Source organism: Pseudomonas sp. MWU13-3659, assembly GCF_023757525.1.
Lineage (GTDB): Bacteria > Pseudomonadota > Gammaproteobacteria > Pseudomonadales > Pseudomonadaceae > Aquipseudomonas > Aquipseudomonas entomophila_E.
The window spans coordinates 162,750-180,919 of sequence record NZ_JAMSHW010000002.1 but is presented as its reverse complement, the minus strand read 5'-3'; the positions used below and the strand labels follow the sequence as shown (position 1 = coordinate 180,919).

The 18,170-nt window shown below is 68.7% G+C and carries 13 protein-coding genes; 12 read left to right on the top strand and 1 reads right to left on the bottom strand.

Going from position 1 to position 18,170, the window contains the following annotated elements:
• Nucleotides 1–15 precede the first annotated feature (15 nt).
• The 12 genes from NGM28_RS03230 to NGM28_RS03175 all read left to right on the top strand — a co-directional run bounded on the left by NGM28_RS03230 (nucleotide 16) and on the right by NGM28_RS03175 (nucleotide 17,317).
• Nucleotides 16–3,264 (top strand): non-ribosomal peptide synthetase, encoded by a 3,249-nt coding sequence (locus NGM28_RS03230; protein ID WP_252088662.1) that lies wholly within the window; start codon nucleotides 16–18, stop codon nucleotides 3,262–3,264.
• Nucleotides 3,261–7,211, top strand: a complete 3,951-nt coding sequence (locus NGM28_RS03225; protein WP_252088661.1) for a non-ribosomal peptide synthetase — start codon at nucleotides 3,261–3,263, stop codon at nucleotides 7,209–7,211. Before NGM28_RS03230 ends, NGM28_RS03225 begins: the two co-directional genes overlap by 4 nt.
• Complete coding sequence (locus NGM28_RS03220) at nucleotides 7,199–7,819, top strand: hypothetical protein (RefSeq protein WP_252088660.1); 621 nt, start codon at nucleotides 7,199–7,201, stop codon at nucleotides 7,817–7,819. Before NGM28_RS03225 ends, NGM28_RS03220 begins: the two co-directional genes overlap by 13 nt.
• Nucleotides 7,816–8,400 carry an SRPBCC family protein gene (locus tag NGM28_RS03215; protein ID WP_240063329.1) on the top strand — a complete coding sequence of 195 codons (585 nt, stop codon included), beginning with the start codon at nucleotides 7,816–7,818 and terminating at the stop codon, nucleotides 8,398–8,400. Before NGM28_RS03220 ends, NGM28_RS03215 begins: the two co-directional genes overlap by 4 nt.
• Entirely contained in the window at nucleotides 8,387–9,925 is a 1,539-nt protein-coding gene (locus NGM28_RS03210) for a hypothetical protein (protein WP_240063328.1), read from the top strand. The genes NGM28_RS03215 and NGM28_RS03210 overlap by 14 nt, the downstream gene beginning before the upstream one ends.
• 419 nt (nucleotides 9,926–10,344) lie before the next feature.
• Complete coding sequence (locus NGM28_RS03205; protein WP_345791116.1) at nucleotides 10,345–11,010, top strand: response regulator transcription factor; 666 nt, start codon at nucleotides 10,345–10,347, stop codon at nucleotides 11,008–11,010.
• Entirely contained in the window at nucleotides 10,976–12,355 is a 1,380-nt protein-coding gene (locus NGM28_RS03200) for a sensor histidine kinase (protein ID WP_252088659.1), read from the top strand. The genes NGM28_RS03205 and NGM28_RS03200 overlap by 35 nt, the downstream gene beginning before the upstream one ends.
• Nucleotides 12,356–12,429: 74 nt before the next feature.
• Nucleotides 12,430–13,812: an MATE family efflux transporter gene (locus NGM28_RS03195; protein ID WP_252088658.1), complete on the top strand. Its 1,383-nt coding sequence runs from the start codon at nucleotides 12,430–12,432 to the stop codon at nucleotides 13,810–13,812.
• A gap of 13 nt (nucleotides 13,813–13,825) precedes the next feature.
• Nucleotides 13,826–14,677: a methyltransferase family protein gene (locus NGM28_RS03190; RefSeq protein ID WP_252088657.1), complete on the top strand. Its 852-nt coding sequence runs from the start codon at nucleotides 13,826–13,828 to the stop codon at nucleotides 14,675–14,677.
• A gap of 3 nt (nucleotides 14,678–14,680) precedes the next feature.
• Complete coding sequence (locus tag NGM28_RS03185; RefSeq protein WP_240063324.1) at nucleotides 14,681–15,109, top strand: ParB N-terminal domain-containing protein; 429 nt, start codon at nucleotides 14,681–14,683, stop codon at nucleotides 15,107–15,109.
• 4 nt (nucleotides 15,110–15,113) lie between these two features.
• A complete protein-coding gene (locus NGM28_RS03180) occupies nucleotides 15,114–15,899 on the top strand; it encodes a thioesterase II family protein (RefSeq protein ID WP_252088656.1) in 786 nt (261 codons plus the stop codon).
• Nucleotides 15,890–17,317 (top strand): ABC-F family ATP-binding cassette domain-containing protein, encoded by a 1,428-nt coding sequence (locus tag NGM28_RS03175; protein ID WP_252088655.1) that lies wholly within the window; start codon nucleotides 15,890–15,892, stop codon nucleotides 17,315–17,317. The genes NGM28_RS03180 and NGM28_RS03175 overlap by 10 nt, the downstream gene beginning before the upstream one ends.
• On the opposite strand, the gene thpR is transcribed toward NGM28_RS03175, so the two are convergent.
• Entirely contained in the window at nucleotides 17,281–17,826 is a 546-nt protein-coding gene (gene thpR, locus NGM28_RS03170) for an RNA 2',3'-cyclic phosphodiesterase (protein WP_240063321.1), read from the bottom strand. The two genes, NGM28_RS03175 and thpR, sit on opposite strands and share 37 nt — an antisense overlap.
• Nucleotides 17,827–18,170 lie beyond the last annotated feature (344 nt).

Below are 18,170 nucleotides of genomic sequence, written 5' to 3'. Positions count from 1 at the left end.
CAAAGGGATGTGACGATGAACCCAACAGAACAGGATCCACACCACCTGGCCCAGGTGCAGCAGAGCTTGCTGCAACGGCGCCGGCGAGCCAACGGCGGGCTGCAGGCCAGCGACGCGCCCCCCTGCCTGTCGGCCGCCCAGCAGCGGCTCTGGTTGCACCAGAGCCTGGAGCCGGTCGGCGGCCTGTACAACATGCCCTGCGCCCTGCGCGTGCGCGGCGCCATCGATGTCGAGGCCCTGCGCCGGGCGATCGAGGCGCATGTGCAACGGCATGCCGTGCTGCGCACAGTGGTCGAGCCAATCGACGGCCAGCCCCAGGCCCGCTGCGATGCCCTTGCACGCCTGGAACTGCCGATCCTCGAGATGGCCGATGAGCGACAGGCACTGGACTGGCTGCGTGGCGAGGCCGACGCCCCGATCGACCTGGCCCGCGCGCCGCTGCTGCGCACCCACCTGCTGCGCCTGGACAGCCGCCACCACCTGCTGTCGCTGACCGTGCACCATATCGCCTGCGACGGCTGGTCGATGGGCGTGATGCTGCGCGAGATCGGCCAGCTCTACGAGGCCTTCAGCCAGGGCCAGCCGTCGCCGCTGCCGGCGCTGGAGGTGCAGTACCGCGACTACGCCCATTGGCAACGCCAGTGGCTCGACGAACAGCGGCTGCACAACCAACTGGCGTTCTGGCGCACGCAACTGGCCGACGCCCCCGCGCTGCTCGCCCTGCCCCTTGACCACCCACGCCCGGCGCAGCAGCGCTACGCCGGCAAGACCCTGCGCCTGGCCCTGCCCGGCGAACTGAGCGCGCAACTGCGGCGCTTCGCCCGCGCCCAGGGGGTGACGCCCTACATGCTGTTGCTGGCGGTGTTCAACATCCTCCTGTCGCGCTACAGCGCCAGCGAAGACATCCTCGTCGGATCGCCTGTCGCCAACCGTTTTCCCCAGGAAACCGAGGCGCTGGTGGGGTTCTTCGTCAACACATTGGTGATGCGCAACCAACCGCGCGCCGAGTTGCCGTTCGACACCTTCCTGCAGCAGGTCAAGCAACAGGCGCTGGCCGCCTATGCCCACCAGGACGTACCGTTCGACCGCGTGGTGGAAGCCGTGCAGCCACCGCGCAGCACCAGCCATGCGCCCCTGTTCCAGGTCGAGTTCGTCCTGCAGCAGGCCATGGCCCAGCGTTTCGCCCTGGGCAGCGCCAGCGTCGAGCCGCTGCCGCGCGCCAGCGGCTACACCAAGTTCGACCTGACCCTGGCGCTGGAGGACAGCCCCGGTGCAATCACCGGCCAGATCGAATACAACGCCGAACTGTTCGACGATGCCTTCGCCGTGCGCATGGTCGACCACCTGCGCACCCTGCTGGCGTCGGCCATGGCCACGCCCCAGGCCAGGTTGGGCGAGCTCGAGATGCTGGGTGACGACGAAAAAGCCTGCCTGCGCCGCTGGGGCAGCGCCAGCCAGGACCCGCTCCCCGACCGCCACCTGCTGACCTGCCTGGCCGACTGGGTGGCGGTGCAGCCCGAGGCCATCGCCGTTGAACATGAAGGCCAGCGCCTGAGCTACCTCGAGCTGGACCAGTTGGCCAACCGGATCGCCCACGCCGCGCGCCAGCAGGGGGTGACCCAGGGCCAGCGGGTGGCCCTGTTCATGGGCCGTGGCTGCCATTACCTCGCCGCCATGCTCGCCCTGTTCAAGCTGGGGGCACCGTTCGTGCCCTTCGACCCGGCCCAGGGCAGCCAGCGCAATGGGCGCATGCTGCAACGCAGCGAGCCGGCACTGATCCTCTGCGACCCGGCCAGCGCACCGGCGCTCGAGCACCTGCAAGCGCCTTGCGCCGCACTGTGCCTGGAGCCCGCCAGCCTCGACCGGCAGCCCGCCGATTGGTTCGAAGCCCCCGCCAGCGAGCTTGACGACACCGCCTACCTGATCTTCACCTCGGGCTCCACCGGCGAGCCCAAGGCAGCCATGGTCAGCCACCTGGGGATGATCAACCATCTGCAGGCCAAGGCCCACGACCTGAACCTCGGGCGCGACGACTGCGTGGCGCAGATTGCCGTGCAGACCTTCGACGTGGCGGTCTGGCAGTTCCTCGTCGCCCTCCTGCCGGGCGCCCGCACCCGCGTGCTCACCGGCCTTCAGGCCTGGGAACCGCACGCCTTGTGCGAACAGCTCGAGGCGTGCCAGGTCAGCGTGGTCGAGACCGTGCCTTCGCACCTGGAGCTGCTGCTCGACGAATTGCAGCGCCAGCCACGCGCGCTGCCACGGCTGCGCTGGATGATCAGCAACGGCGAGCCGCTGGCCACCGCCCTGGCCCGCCGCTGGTTCGAACACTGCCCGGGTACCGCGCTGATGAATGCCTACGGCCCCAGCGAGTGTTCCGATGACGTGACCCACCTGTGCCTGCATGCGGCCCCCGAGAGCACCCAGCCCTACCAGCCGATCGGCCGCCCGATCGGCAATGCCCGCCTGTACGTGCTCGACGCCAGCCTGCGGCGGGTACCGGCGGGCGTCGTCGGCGAGATCCACATCGGCGGCCTGTGCGTCGGCCAAGGCTACTACCAGGACCCGGTGCGCACCGCCGAGCGCTTCATCGACGACCCGTTCGACAACCACCCTGGCGCCCGCCTGTACAAGACCGGCGACCTGGGGCGCTGGGACACCGCCGGCAACCTGCACATGCTGGGCCGTTGCGATTTCCAGCTCAAGGTCCGGGGCTGTCGCATCGAGGCCGGCGAGGTCGAGGCCGTGCTGCGCCGCCACCCGGCAGTCGAGCAAAGCCTGGTGGTGGGGGCCCTGGACGGCAACGGGCAGCAGCAACTGGCAGCCTATGTCATCGCCCCGCAACGCCCCGCCCCCTCCGCGCAAAGCCTGCGCGCGTTCTGCCGCCAGCACCTGCCGGACTACATGGTGCCCGCCGCCGTGTGCCTGCTCGATGCCTTCGACCTGTTGCCCAACGGCAAGATCGACCGCGCCGCGCTGCCCGCGCTGGCCAGTTTCGACCAGGCCGGCGAACTGCCCTACCGCGCCCCGCGCGACGAACGTGAGCAGCGCCTGAGTGAAATCTGGGGCGAACTGCTGGGCACTGAGCGGGTGGGTATCGACGACAGTTTCTTCCTGCTCGGCGGCCACTCGCTGCTGGCGGTGGAACTGACCAGCCGCTGCCGCGAAGTACTTGGCCAGGGCCTGCAAGTGACCCACCTGTTCAATCACCCAAGCATCGCCGAACTCTGCGAACACTGCGCCCAGGCGCTGGAGGAGCGCGTATGAGCCTGCAAGAGCTGGCCCCAAGCCAGATCCCCGAGTGGTTCGCCTACCAGTTGGCGCCGGAAAGCGCGGTGTACAACGTCAGCTTCAACCACTTCTTCCTCGACCGGGTCGACCGCACCGCGTTCCTGGCCGCCTGGCAACAACTGCTTGATCGCCACGATGTGTTCCGCCTGCGCCTGGGCTATGCCGAGGGCCGCCCCGGCCAGTACCTGGGCGAACCCCAGGTGCTCGACCCGGCGCGCTTGTTCATCGACCGTACCGGGCTGGCCGCGGAGCAGGTGCTGGCCGAGCAGGAACGGCTGGCCCGGGAGTACGCCCTGGCCCCGTTCGACTTCGCCAACGACGTGCTCTACCGCCTGCACCTGGTGGCTTACCCGGGCGACGAGTATCAGTTGCTGTTCACCGTGCACCACATCATCTGGGACGAGACCAGCACGCTGAACCTGATCCGCGAGTTCGCCAGCCTCTACACCGCCGCCTGCCAGGGGCGGCAGGCGCAACTGCCGCCCCTGCGCGGCAGCTTCCTCGACTACGCCAGGCGCAGCAACGAAGCGCTGCACAGCGGTGAGCTTGAGGTTCACCGGCGCTACTGGATGGCCCAGTTCGCCGACTTGCCCGCGCCCCTGGAACTGCCCACAGACCGCCCGCGCCCAGTGGTGCAGACCTACAACGGCAACACCGCCAAGACCTGGCTGCCACGGGCGCTGGCCCGCGACCTCGGGCGCTTCTGCGCCAACCGCAACAGCACGCCGTTCATGTTCCTGCTGGCGGCGCTGAACCTGTACCTGCACCGGGTCTGCGGCCAGGACGACCTGGTGCTCGGCTGCCCGATCGCCGGGCGCTCGCCCCAGGACCAGGGCAACCTGGGCTGCTATGCCGTGCCCATGCCGATCCGCACGCGGATCGCCCCCGACATGACCTTCGCCACCCTGCTCGAACAGGTCGCCGGCACGGTGCTCGAAGCTTTCGAGCACTACCGCTACCCCTGCGTCAACGTGATCGAGGCCCTCGACCACCACAAGGACCTGTCGCGGCCAAAGCTGTTCTCGGTGATGGCCGGGGTGCAGAACGACAAGTCCGATTTCGTCAGCATCGACCTGGGCCAGGGCCAGCTGTACCCCAAGGAAATCTTCGCCGCCGAAAACCACGGCGCGCGCTTCGACCTGGCCATCGGCCTCGACCCGGTGGGTAGCGACGTGAAGTTCTTCTGCACCTACAACAGCGACTTGTTCGACGCCGCCACCGTCGAACGCCTGCTGGACAGCCTGCAGACCTTGTTCCAGGCGGTGATCGCCGACCCAGGGCAACCCCTGGCCAGCTACCCGCTGCTGTCCGACGAGGCTGCGCGGCAGGTCCTGCAAGGTTTCAACCCACCCACCCCACTCGCCGATCCGGCCACCGGCACCGTGCTCGACCTGATCGAGGCCCAGGGCCGCCAGAACCCTGCGGCCCCGGCACTGGCCACCACTGACGGCAGCCTCGAGCGGGCGGCCCTGGCCCGCGAGGTCGATCACCTGGCCCGGGCTCTCGCCGGTCACGGCATCGAAGGGGGCCAGGCCGTCGGCGTATTGCTGGACGGCGGCGCCGAAGCGGTAATCGCCCTGCTGGCCATCCTCAGGCTCGGCGCGCTCTATGTGCCACTGCACCCGGACTGGCCAGCGAGTCGCCTGCAAGCAGTGGCCACCCAGGCCGGGATGCGCTGGGTGGTCAGCCGCGAGGCCTGGCAACGCCAGGCGCAAGAACTGGCCAGGCCGGTGCTGGTCATGGAGCACCTGCCCCGCCAGGCGCCCGGGCAACCACGCCTGGCCAGCCAGGCCACCCCTGGGCAGCTGGCCTACCTGCTGTTCACCTCCGGCACCACCGGCACCCCCAAAGGCATACCCGCCGGGCACGCCGGGCTGCTGGCGCTGGTCCAGGCCACCCAGGCCAGGTACGCCCTGAAACCCGGCGAGCGCATGCTGTTCTGGACCGCGCCCACCTTCGACGCCTCGCTGCTGGATATGCTCTGGCCGCTTTGCGCCGGTGCCGAGGTGGTGCCTTGGCCTGCGGGGCTGGCCCGCACCGCCGACAACCTGTTGCAGGTGCTGCGCGAGCAACGCATCACTGCACTGCAGACCGTGCCGGCCATGCTCGAGGCCTTGGTCGAGGCCGCACGGCGCGGCGCCGAGCGGCTGCCCGACCTGCGCCTGATCATCTGCGGCGCCGCGGCCCTGCACCGCTCACTGGCCGAGCGCACCCTGGCCACCTTCGACTGCCGCCTGGCCAACCACTACGGCCCCACCGAAGCCACCGTCGACGCCCTGTGGCATGACTGCGGGCAGCCCTGCGCGGGCGAGCGGGTGCCCATCGGCAAGCCACTGCCCCACGTCCAGGCCTTCATCCTCGACCGTCACGACCAGCCCTTGCCGATCGGCGTCCCCGGCCAGCTGTGCCTGGCCTCCACGGGCCTGAGCCCGGGCTACTGGCAGGCCCCGGAACAGACCCGCCTGGCGTTCTTCGAAAAGGCCCTGCTGCCCGGCCAGCCCGCGCTGCGGCTATACCGCACCGGCGACCTGGCGCGCTTCGACGGCGAGGGCCTGGTGCACTACATCGGCCGCCTCGACCACCAGGTCAAGGTGCGCGGCAACCGAGTTGAACTGGGCGATATCGAGTCGGCCCTGGCCAGCCACCCCGACGTTGCCCGCGCGGCCGTCACCTGGCAGGAGGAGGACGGGGGCCGCCTGCGCGCCTTCGTCGAGCTGCGCGAACGCCAGGTGGCACGCATCGAGGCGCGCAACCAGGTGCTGCGCCAGTTCAGCGTGGCCCAACGCCCGGAGCTGCGCGTGCACATGAACCTCATCCACCAGGGTACATGGCCGCGCTATTTCGCCGGCAGCCCGGTGCTGGAAGCGCACTGGGAGTCCCTGTACAGCCTGTTCCCGCACTATCAGTTCTGCCTGGTCGACGACAACGACCAGGTCGCCTGCGTCGCCAACGGTGTCCCGCTGCATTGGGACGGCGAACAGCAGAGCGTGCCGGAGGGCTGGGACGCCGCCTTGCAACTGGCGCTGCACCAGCACCAGGCGGGTATTCCCCCCAATACCGTGGTGGGGCTGGCCGGCATCGTCGCCGAGCACTGCCAGGGGCAAGGCCTGGCCAGCACCCTGGCCAAGGGCTTCCGGGCCCTGGCCACACGCCACGGGCTGGAGCATTTCCTCGGCCCGGTGCGGCCGGTGGGCATGCCGGCGGGCATGCCGGTGCAGCAGTGGGCGGACACCCGCGACAGCCAGGGCGAGCCACTGGACTTCTGGCTGCGCGTGCACCTGCGCCTGGGTGCCCGCGAGCTGGGCGTGGCCCCCCGCTCCCAGCGCATAGAAGGCAGCCTGGCGCAATGGCGGGCCTGGACCGGCGTGACCTTCGACCGGCCTGGCCCCTGGCAGCTCGAAGAAGCCCTGCAACCGGTCGAAGTCGACCTGGCCAATGACCGCGCCTGCTATCACGACCCGTCGATCTGGGTCGGCCACAGTGGCTTGCGCAGCGACACCCCGACTGCCCCGCCGTGCGATCCCGCCACACTGCGCCAGTACCTGGCCGAGTGCCTGCCCGCGTACATGCTGCCCGACGAACTGCTGATCATCGGCCAGATGCCCCTGACCGAGAACGGCAAGCCCGACCTGCGCCGCCTGCACGGCCAGGCACCACGCCACGACACGCCGGCAAGCGTCGCCAGCAGCCCCCTGCAACACCAGTTGCAGACGCTCTGGCAGCGCATCCTGGCTTGCGAAGGCTTCGGCGTCGACCACGACTTCTTCGTCCTTGGCGGCCAGTCGCTGAAAGTCATCGAGATGCTCGCCGCGGTCGAGCAGGCCCATGGCCGCAAGGTGCGCCTGCAGGCGTTCTACCGCCAACCCACCATCCGCCACCTGGAACAGCTGCTCCAGGCCCAGGAGCCGACATGTTCGAAATGACCCGACACCACCTGCGCCAGGTGCGCTACCGCTGGCTGGCCTGGCGCGCCGACCCGCTGTACCTGCTGTTCGAGCGCATGTATCGCTGCGACCCCGCGGCGCTGCCCACAGTCACCCCACACCCGAGCCAGCGCGGTTTTCTGCTCACGCACTTCAGCTGCGCCGACTTCGCCCAGTACCGCGGCCGCGAGATCGCCTTCTTCAACCAGCGCCAGGTCGCGGTGTACTGGCTGCCCGGCGCGGCCCACAGCGGCGGTGGCCACGTCGTCGACGGCGACTACGAGGTGACTGTCGCCGGGCATGCGGTGCGCCAACCGGTGCGCCTGCAGGTGCGCAAGGAGGCCCAGCGCACCTCGATCCGCGCAGTGACCACCGACGCCAGGCGCGCCGACCGAGTCCAGGGCGGTTTCATCGCCTTCGCCATCATTGCCCGCGAGTTGCGCTGCCTGGCCCTGCAATGGCTGGAACAGTTGCCACGGCGCCTGGAACAGGGCGGCGTCGCCGAAGGCTGGCGCCAGGTGCTCGAACAAGCCCGCCAGTTGCCTGGGGAAAGTGAGGTCCGGCGCCAGGCGGAACAGGCGCTGCTGAGCGCAGGAGGTGGGCGATGACGCCGCGCACCCTCAAGGCCCTGGCGACCCTGGAGCGGGCCAACGTGGTCAGCCTGCACCAGCGCCCGCTGCACTGCGACGCGGCCGCCGTGGGGCGCCTGCTGGCGGGGTTCGACGCGCCGGGCTCGCCGTTGTGGCCCGAGGCCACCTGGCCTCGCGACCGCTTCGAAGGGCCCATGCGCGAGGGCAGCGTCGGTGGCCACGGCGCAACGCGCTACCGCCTGGAGCACTACCAGCCCGGCCACGAAGCGCAGTTCCGCTTCATCGCCCCGCAGGGCTACCAGGGCGTGCATGGCTTGCGCATCCAGGCGCTGGAAGACGGCCGTACCTGCCTGAGCCACTTCACCTGCCTGCGCCTGAGCCCCTACCACTGGTTGATGTGGCACCTGCTGGTGCGCTGGGTGCACGACGCCCTGATCGGCGACCTGCTCGACGGCGCCGAGCGCCACCTGTGCGGCAGCGTGCGCCACAAGCGTCGCTGGAAGTGGCGGGTACACCTGATTCGTCATGCGCTGGGAGGCGCGCGTCTGCTGGCTGAAGCGGCCGGCCTGAAAAGGAGGAAGCACCATGCAAGCCATTGAGATCCGCCCGCAGTGGGCGGTCAACGACCTGTGCAAGGTCATCGTCGGGTTCCGCAACTACAGCACCCACGCCACCCGCTCGCGCTACGTGTCGTTCGCGGTGGTCGAACAACCACGGATGTGCGAGCTGCTGGTGCGCCTGGCGCGCGGCCAGGTCGATGCGCAGACGGTCGGGCGCTACCCGGAACACCTGTTCGAACAACTGATCGAGTACGGTTTCCTCGCCCCGGTCGCCGACCTCGGCTGGCGCGGCCGGGCGCGCCGCCTGTGGCGCGTGCTCGACAGCGGGCGTTTCCGGCGCGTGCCGTTTCGCGGGCGTGACTACCATGTCACCTCGCTGGTGTTCATGGCGTTCTACACCCAGCGCCCCGAACAGTTCCTCGAAGAGCAGGTGATCCTGCCGGCCTGGGCGCCCGGCTATGCCGAGCATGCCCTGCGCATCGCCGCCAATGGCCTGGACGAACCCACCTACCGCGCCCTGCCGGCACGGGTCCGGCGCCGGCTGGGCAAGCACGGCCTGGTCACCCCGATCGAGCGCCTGCCGCAGCGCGAGCGTTTTCTCGCCGAGCGCTGCCAACTCGACCAGGCCTTGCTGGACGAGCTGCCCGCCTACTACCACACGCTGCTCGCCGACCCCGACGTCGACAGCCACTCATTGACGCTGGTACCCGGGCTGTACTCCCGTTTCGAACAGATCCCCGAGCCCTTGCGCCGCCAGGTGGTCAACCCGGCCTGGGCGCAGTCCTGCGCCCCCAGCCTGTGGGTCGAGGACCCGGTCAGGGGCATCATCGCCATGCGCTGGCTGACGGCGCAGCAACAGCTCGCCCTGAATGCGCTGCGCGAGGGGCGCTCGACACCGGCGGCACTCGACCCGGCCACCCGCGCGCTGTTCCTGCAGGCGGGCATCCTGCATCAGCCCGCCAGCCTCGCGGCCCGCCGCGAGGCCTGGCGCCAGCGCCTGGATGCCCTGGCGCAACGGATGGCCCAGGATGGCTGCGTGACCTTCGAACAGGTCCTGCCGCCCCTGGAGCTGGCGATCGCGCGCCGCTACCTGCGCTTCATGATGGAGGGCCGCTTCCTCCTGCTCGACAAGGTCAACGGCAAGACCCAGCAGCGTTTCTGGTGCCACCGCGACGAATTCACCTTCTACCTGCACGGCATGGTCTGCACCCTGCTCAACCAGGTGCTGGCCGAACCGGTCAAACCAGGGCACAACGCTCTGACCATCTACCAGGACGGCGCTACCCTGCCACGTCACCAGGACGATGTGCAGGCCTTCGCCTGGGTGATGTCGCTGCCCATCGAGGCGCGCCCGGAACATGACCGGCAACTGGCCTGGCCCATCAGTGTGGAAACGCCCCGCCAGGTGCACGAGGCGCGCCTGCTGCCCGGCGATGGCCACCTGATCGACCCGCAGATGCCGCACTGGCGCGAGAAACTCGAGCAGGGCCGCCTGGGCATCCTGTTCCTGTGGTTCGTGCCGGCGGACTACCGCGGATTCGTCAACGGCAGCTGGGTGGATTGAAATGCCCCTGTCGCCCCGTGACTGCGGGGCGACAGTTGTGTAAACACGCTGTTTAAACATTTTCGATGGCGGGTGAAACTTCGGAAAGTTGCCAGTCGATAAAACTTTTCGAAGAGCCCGCAGTCACGACCGCAAGTCACATTTCATGTGTCAATGCGGGCAACCTGGACTAGACTGCGAAGCGTTCGGCACGGCGGCCGACCCAGAACTTTCGTTATCAAGGAAGAGTTTTCGTGATAAGCCTCAACCTCCTTTCATTGTTCGTCTATCCCCGCCCCCCGACACTCGGGTATTTCACTGCCGCTTTGCGTGCGGCCTGCCATCCGACCTTCTGACCACCCCCTGCGCTGCGCGAAACAAGCCATGGTGCCGTTCACGGCGCCAACTTCGCTGTTGCCGCGATATGCCTTGTGCAGGCGATGAGGATTGCAACGATGCACTTTCAGACAACAAAAAGAATATTGCTTGTGGAAGACCACCCCTTGGTTGCCGATGCCACCCGGACACTCCTGTTGAAGATGGATACCTCATTGAATGTATTCATTTGCGACAGTGCCCCCAGTGCCATCGAAACGTTCCGGCATGAACGCGACTGGCACCGTATATTACTTGATATCAATGTGCCGCATGCTTGTGGACTTTCATTGGTCAGAACTTTCCATCGCCTGGGCGTGGCGGCAAAGTGCGCCGTGGTGACCGCCACCCACAACCAGGACTGGAGCCAGCAGGTCCAGGCCATGGGTTTGCTTGGGTATGTGGTCAAGGCGGCCAACCTGGAAGATTTCACCCAGGCCATGCAACACATCCTGCACGGCCAGAGGACGTTCCCCATCAGCGACGACCGGGCGCCCACGGAGGCCGTACGCCTGACCCGCCGGCAACAGGAAATCCTCCAGTTGCTGCACCGCGGCCTGGCCTCCAAGGAGGTCGCCGCGGAACTGGGCCTGAGCCTGGGCACGGTGAACAACCACGTCACCGGCCTGATGCGTGTACTGGGCGTGACCAACCGCACCCATGCGGTGTCGCGCGCGATGGACCTGGGGTACCTGCATGACTACGACACATCAAGAGCCGCTTGGCACTGAAACTTCGGCTCCGCCGCTGGCCTCGGCGCGCACACGCTCCTGGCGCATCGCCCTGGCGCTCACCCTGGGCCTGTCGCTGGTCTTCGTGCTGCTCGGCGGCTTCGTCCTGCAGCGGTTCAAGGCCGGGTTGCTGGACAACCTGCAAGGCGCCCAGCAGATGCTCGCCTGCGAGATGGTCGCCAGCCTGCCTCGCGATCTGGACGCCGCAACCCTTGGCCGCTACCTGGACGGCAACCTGGCCCCCGCGCTGCGCGACCATCGCCAGCTGTACCTGCTCGATGGCGAGGGGCGTGTCGCCTATGCCAGCGAGCGCACGCCGGCACCGACCTCGCAAGCGCTGGCGCGCACCTCGGCGTACCGGCGCAGCCGGCATGCACGGGTGGCCAGCAGCGTCACCGAAGACGCCCAGGGCGACAGCCAGTTGCTGACTTACCGGCGCTTGCCCGACAGCGACCTGACCCTGGTGCTGGGCAGCGCGCTGGCACCGGTGCTGGCGCCCTACCAGGCATTGGGCCGCCAGGCGCTGCTGGCACTCACACTGGCCTGCCTGGCGGTGCTGTTGGCCTTGCGCGGCAGGGCCATGGAACTGTTCGACGAACTCGAGCGCAACCTCGCCCAGCTGCGTGGTCACAACCAGGAGTTGTCCCGGCAACGTCGCGAACTGGCCTGCCAGGTCGACCGCGATTGCCGTTTCTTCCAGGAAGCGTCCCACGATTTCCGCCAACGCCTGCATGCCATGCAACTGCTGTTGCACACCGTGCAGCAGAGCGACCCCCGTGAAGGCCGCGTGTTGCTGGGCAAGACCCTCTACGTGGTGCTCAACCTGCAGGCCTACGTGCGTGACTTCCTCGACCTGGCCCGTCTGCGCAACGACAGCACGGCCCCGCATTGCCGCCCCTTGCAGGTGCAGTCGCTGCTCCAGGAGCTGGAGCTGGGCTTCGAGGACGTCGCCCTGGAGCGCGGCGTCGACCTGCGCGTGCGCGCCAGCGCCTTGACCCTGCGCAGCGACCACAACCGCCTGGCACGGGTCATGGAGAACTTGCTGGCCAATGCCTGCAAGTTTGCCCGCGGCCGCGTGCTGGTGGCGGCCCGTCGCACCCGCCGCGGCGTCGCCCTGGAAGTCTGGGACGATGGCCCCGGCATCGCCAAGCAAGACCGCCAGCGGATCTTCAGCCCCTATTACCAAGCCGCGCCCGACGGCCCCTGCCCGCAGGAAGGCGTCGGCTTGGGGCTGGCCATCGTCCTGCGCCTGTGCGCGATCCTTGGCCACGAGGTCAGCGTGCACGAACGCCATGGCCTCACCCTGGTGCGCGTGCACATTCCCGGCGATTCACCGGAACCATGAGTATTTGCACCTGTTGCCACAACCACCGGCGCCCTAGCCTGCAGGACTGACGCCGCACCGCCCAGGAACCCGCAATGACTGACGCAACACTCGGCACCTGGTGCCGCGAAATCATCAAGCTGGCCACGCCGATCCTCGGCGTGCGCGTGCTGCATATCGCCGTGAACGTCATCGGCATGCTGCTGATCGCCCGCCTCGGGCCCCGCGAAGTCGCCGCCGGCGCCCTGGTGACGGTGCTGTGCACCAGCATCCAGGTGATCGCCCTGTCGCCGTTGCTGGCCACCGGCATCTGCATTGCCCGCCGGCTGGGCCAGGGCCAGGCCAGCGGCGTGGGGGTCGACCTGCGCCAGGGCCTGTTCATGAGCGTGGCCATCGGCGTGCTCGCCGCCCTGGCATTGCTGGCGCTGCCGACGCTGATGCCGCTGCTGGGCGAGCCTGAAGCGCTGCAGGCGCTGACCGCCGACTACTGGCGCGCCATGGCCTGGGGCATGCCGGCGTTCCTCTGCACCGCCTGCTGCCACCAGTTGTTCTTCCCGGCCGGCAAGGGGCGCCTGGTGATGGTGTTCAGCGCCATCAACCTGGCAGGCGTGCTGCTGCTCGGCACGGCCCTGCTGCACGGCACCTGGGGCCTGCCAGCACTGGGCATGGCCGGCTGGGCCCATGCCGTGTCGGCGATGAACTGGGTGGTGCTGCTGCTGACCCTCGGCTACCTGGCCCTGGCGCCGGCCATGCGCCCTTACCAGCTGTTCACCCGCGAGCAGTTGTGGGCACCGGACCGGCTCAAGGCGTTCTTCGTGCTGGGTGTGCCGATCACCGTGCAGTTCGCCAGCGAGCTGCTGGCGTTCAGCATGGTGAACATCATGGTCGGCTGGCTGGGGGTCGGCGCGTTGAGCGTGCAGCAGATTGTCATCCAGTGCGCCACCGTCGCGCTGATGATTCCCATGGGCGCGGGCCAGGCCTGCACCCTGCTGATCAGCCGCGCCATGGGCCGTGGTGACGGCCATGCGGTGCGCCGCATCGGCCTCGCGGCGACGCTGCTGGTCGGCGCGGTGATGGCCGCCCTGGCCCTGGTCTACCTGCTGCTGCCGCGCCCGATCATCGATGCCTACCTCGACCCTGCGCGGGCGGACTACCCGGCGCTGGCGACGCTGGCCACCGGCATGCTGGCCGTGGTCGCCTTCAGCCAGGCCCTGGACGCCCTGCGCAACCTGATGCTCGCGGCCCTGCGTGGGCTGCCCGATGTCTGGGCGCCGATGTGGCTGAACATGGCGCTGCTGTGGGTGCTCGGCATGCCGCTGTGCTACCTGCTGGCGTTCCCCGGCGGGCTGGGCCTGTGGGGCATCAACGGCGGCTTGCTGCTGGCCTTCGGCCTTGGCGCGGTGCTGATGCTTGGCCGCTTCCACCAGCGCACCGCGCCCCTGGCCATGGCGCTGCCCCGTCAACCTGTCCATGAGTGAGGAGCACCCGACCATGCCCGATGCCCGCCAGTTGCGCCTGTGGATCTTCGGCTTCCAGATATCCCAGGCGATCCATGTCGCCGCGCGCCTGGGCATCGCCGAGCACATCGACCAGCAGCCGGTCCCCCTGGACCACCTGGCCGAAGCCTGCGGCTGCCCGGCCGATGGCCTGCAGCGCCTGATGCGGGCGCTGTGCGGCATCGGCCTGTTCGCCGAACAGGACGACGGCTTCGTGCATGCCGGCGCCTCCGCGCTGCTGCGTCGCGACCATCCACAGTCGCAGTACCTGGCCGCCAGCCTCTACGGTGCCGAGCACTACGCCAGCTGGGGCGACCTGTACCAGGCCGTGCGCCTGGGCGACCCGGTGTTCGAACAACGCCATGGCCAGCCCTACTATCGATACCTGGAACGCCGCGCCCGCCAGCCGGGCATCCATGCCGACTACCTCGCCGCCGACGCAAAGGCCCAGGAGCGGGCGATCCAGGCAGTCTGCGACCTGAGCGATGGCGCCCGCCTGGTGCGCATCGAACACACCGAGCAAGCGCTGCCGCCCGCCGCCGACCTCTACCTGCTGACCCACCAGTTGCACCGCCTGGATGACGACCAGGCGTGCGCCCTGCTGCGCCGCTGCGCCGCCGCCATGGGGCCGGGCAGCCGCCTTTTGCTGGTCGAGCTGATGCTCGCCCCTGGCGCCGGCTTCGACCCGGCCCGCTGGCTGGACCTGAACAACCTGCTGATCGGCCCGGGCCGTGAGCGCGACCAGGCGCATTACCTGGCACTGGCCAGGGACGCCAGGCTGGCGCTGGCCGAGTCGCACCGCCTGGAAAACGGCATGACACTGCTGGACCTGCGCCTGGCGAGGTGACCCATGGATCATGGCTATGACATCGAACTGACCGCCATCCACACCTTGCGCGCCAGCGAGGCCATCGACGAACGCCACGCCCGCGCCCTGGCCCGGGCCATCCTCGACCGGCAACAGTGGTGCAGCGCGGTACCGATCGAGCGCCGCAGCGGCCTGGTGATGGACGGCAACCACCGCTTGTACGCGGCCCGCCTGCTGGGCCTGCGCACCCTGCCTTGCGTGTTGCTCGACTACAGCGATCGAAGGGTCAGCGTGCACGCCTGGGCCGACGGCCAGGCCTTCGACCTGGCGTACCTTTACGGCACCATCGCCGCCGGCCAGGTGCTGCCCTACAAGACCACCCGCCATCGCTTCCAACCGGCCTTGCCGTCGATCAATCTGCCCCTGGCGCTGCTGCGCCAGACTGAACCCCTGTCGCTTCGCCAAGGATGAACCGATGCCACCACGCGATACCTGGTTCGTACGCCGCAGCGTGACCGCGCCACGCCTGCGCCTGTTCTGCTTCAGCCATGCCGGCGGCAGTGCCGCCGACTACCTGCCCTGGCACCCGCACCTGGGCCTGCACCTGGAATTGTGCGCGATGCAGCTGCCGGGGCGCGGCTCACGCATGGCCGAACCCGCTCGCGACGACCTCGCGGCGCTGGTCACTGAACTGGTGGAGGTGCTGCGCGCGGCCGACGATGGGTTGCCGTTCGCCTTCTTCGGCCACAGCCTGGGCGCCCTGCTGGCCTTCGAACTGACCCGTAGCCTGCATCGCCAGGGCTTGCCGTTGCCGCTGCGGCTGTTCGCCTCGGGCTGTGCGGCGCCTTCGGCCTGCCGCCTCGAACCGCCCTTGCACACCCTCGACGACGAGCAGTTGCTGGCCCACCTGCGCGGCTACAACGGCACGCCACCGGGCGTGCTGGCCAACCCTGACCTGCTGGGCCTGGTGTTGCCGACCCTGCGCGCCGACTTTCGCCTGGTGGGCGACTACCGCTATCGACAGTCGACGCCGCTGCCGGTGCCGATCCATGTGTTCGCCGGGCACGACGACCCGCATGTCCCCGGCACCGACCTGGTGGCCTGGGCCGACGAAACCAGCGCCGGCTGCAGCCATCACGGATTCGCCGGCGATCACTTTTTCATCCGGCCTCAGGCCGCGGCTATCCGGCGTTGCATCCTCGATGCCATGGCCACGACACTGAACGGCCCGCCCAGGAGGGCTCCAGTCCAATGGCAATGATCGAACTGCGCGGCATCAGCCTGAACCATGGCCGCAAGACCTGCTTCAGCGACATCGACGCCCGCATCGAATGGGGGCAACGCATCGCCATCATCGGCGACAACGGCTCCGGCAAATCGTCGCTGCTGCGCCTGCTGCAAGGTAGCTTGGCGCCCAGCGAAGGGCAGGTCGAGCGTCATGGCGGCCTGCGTATCGGCCACGTGGCGCAAGTGCTCGACGGCGAGTCGTCGCTCAGCGGCGGGCAACGGGTCAACCAGGCGCTGAGCCAGGCCCTGGCCCTCGGCCCCGACCTGCTGCTGCTGGACGAGCCGACCAACCACCTGGACGCCGCCAACCGCCGCTCGCTGTCGCGCATGCTCGAGCACTTCCATGGCACCCTGGTGCTGGTCACCCACGACGTGGCGTTGATGAACCAGACCTGCGACACCCTCTGGCACCTGCACCATGGGCGCCTCGACGTGTTCAACGGCAGTTATGCCGACTACATGGCCGAACGCAACCTGCAACGCGGCGTGCTCGACAAGCGCATCGGCGAAATGCGCCGCGCCCGTGACGATGCCCACGACGCGCTGATGCAGGAACAGGCGCGCGCCGCCAATGCGCGCAAGCGGGGTGTCAAGGCGATCCAGAACAGCAAGTGGGCAACCGTGCGCTCGCCCACCAAGCTGGGGCGCGGCAACACCACGGCCGGGCGCAAGCAGGCGCAGATCCTGCAACAGCAACGCGACCTCGGCGCACAACTGGCCGAGTTGCGGCCGGAGCCGGTGATCGTCCCGCGCTTCCACTTACCGGCGGCGAGCCAGGGGTCACGGGTGCTGATCCAGGTGCGCGCCGGCAGCGTCGGCTACGACACCAGCCCCGTGCTCGACGGCATCGACCTGCAACTGGCCAGCGGCGAGCGCCTGGCGCTGACCGGCAACAACGGCAGCGGCAAGTCGACCCTGGCCCGCGCCATCCTTGGCGATCCGCGGGTGTGGCGCACAGGCGACTGGCTGATCCCGCCGCCCGCGCAGATCGGCTACATCGACCAGCACTACAGCACCCTGCCCACCGGGCTCAGCGTACAGGACGCCTTGGCGCAGTTGGTCCCGGCCTGGTCCATCGAGCAGTTGCGCACGCACCTGGCCGACTTCCTGTTCCGCGACGGCGACGCGGTCCAGACCCCCGTGCAATCGCTCTCCGGTGGCGAAAAGGCGCGCCTGTCGCTGGCCTGCATCGCCGCCTGCCCGCCGCAACTGCTGATACTCGACGAACCCACCAACAACCTCGACCTGCGCATGCGCACCCATGTGCTGGAAGTGCTGACGGACTATCCCAATGCCCTGCTGGTGATCTCTCACGATGAGGACTTCCTCGAAGGGCTGGGGATCAGCCGCCGCTTTCACTGCGCCAAGGGCCACTCGGCCAGCGGCCAGTAACGGCCCTTGCGCGACTCGTAGAGGGTGAAGTGCCGTGCCGTGAGAAGAAACGCAGGCGGCTGCGCGGCCTCCGGCACCTGCGCGCGGAAGTCCCGGGACAGTGTCAGGTGTGGCCGGTACTCGCGCGCCTGCGCCTCGATACCCAAGGGCAACATGGCCTGTTGCAGGGCGTACACCAGCTGACGCAGGGCCGCCGGTGCCTGCTGCGGGGCCAGCACCAGCGCCTTGGCCCGTTGCCAGGCCTGCAAGTGGTCCAGTTGCAGGCGCAGCGGCGCCTGCGGGCGCTGCAGCGGCTCGACCGCGGCGCGAATCGCCGGCACCAGGGCAGCATCTACATCACCCAGAAACAGCAAGGTGACATGGAAGTTCTCCGTCGGCACCGGCTTGCCGCTGCGCAGGTTCAGTTCGCGCCGCCACTGGGCCAGGGCGCGACGCTGGGCATCGCTGACCGACAGGGCGAAGAACAGGCGCTTGAACGGGGCGCCGCTGGGGCGTGCATCCTGGACCATGTGGTACTCCTTGGGCGCGGAGGGATGTACGAGTGTACAGGCCCAAGTGTGCATGGCGCATCGCGGCTGAAGCCGCTCCTACAGTCAGGCGAGGCAATGGCAGGTGTGGCACGTTGCAACAAGCGTAGGAGCGGATTCATCCGCGATGCGCCGCGCAGGCGGCGCTCGATCTTCAGGGCATGGCAACCCTCCCGTCGAGCCCCTTGAACAAACAGCCCCAAGCACGAAATGACGACCGACCTCCAGTTGAATCGTTTACGCAACCTGTAGGCCATTACACCTAAGTCGCCCGGAATTGTCGTAACAATAAGTACAAACCCAGGTCACGATTGTTTATGCTGGCG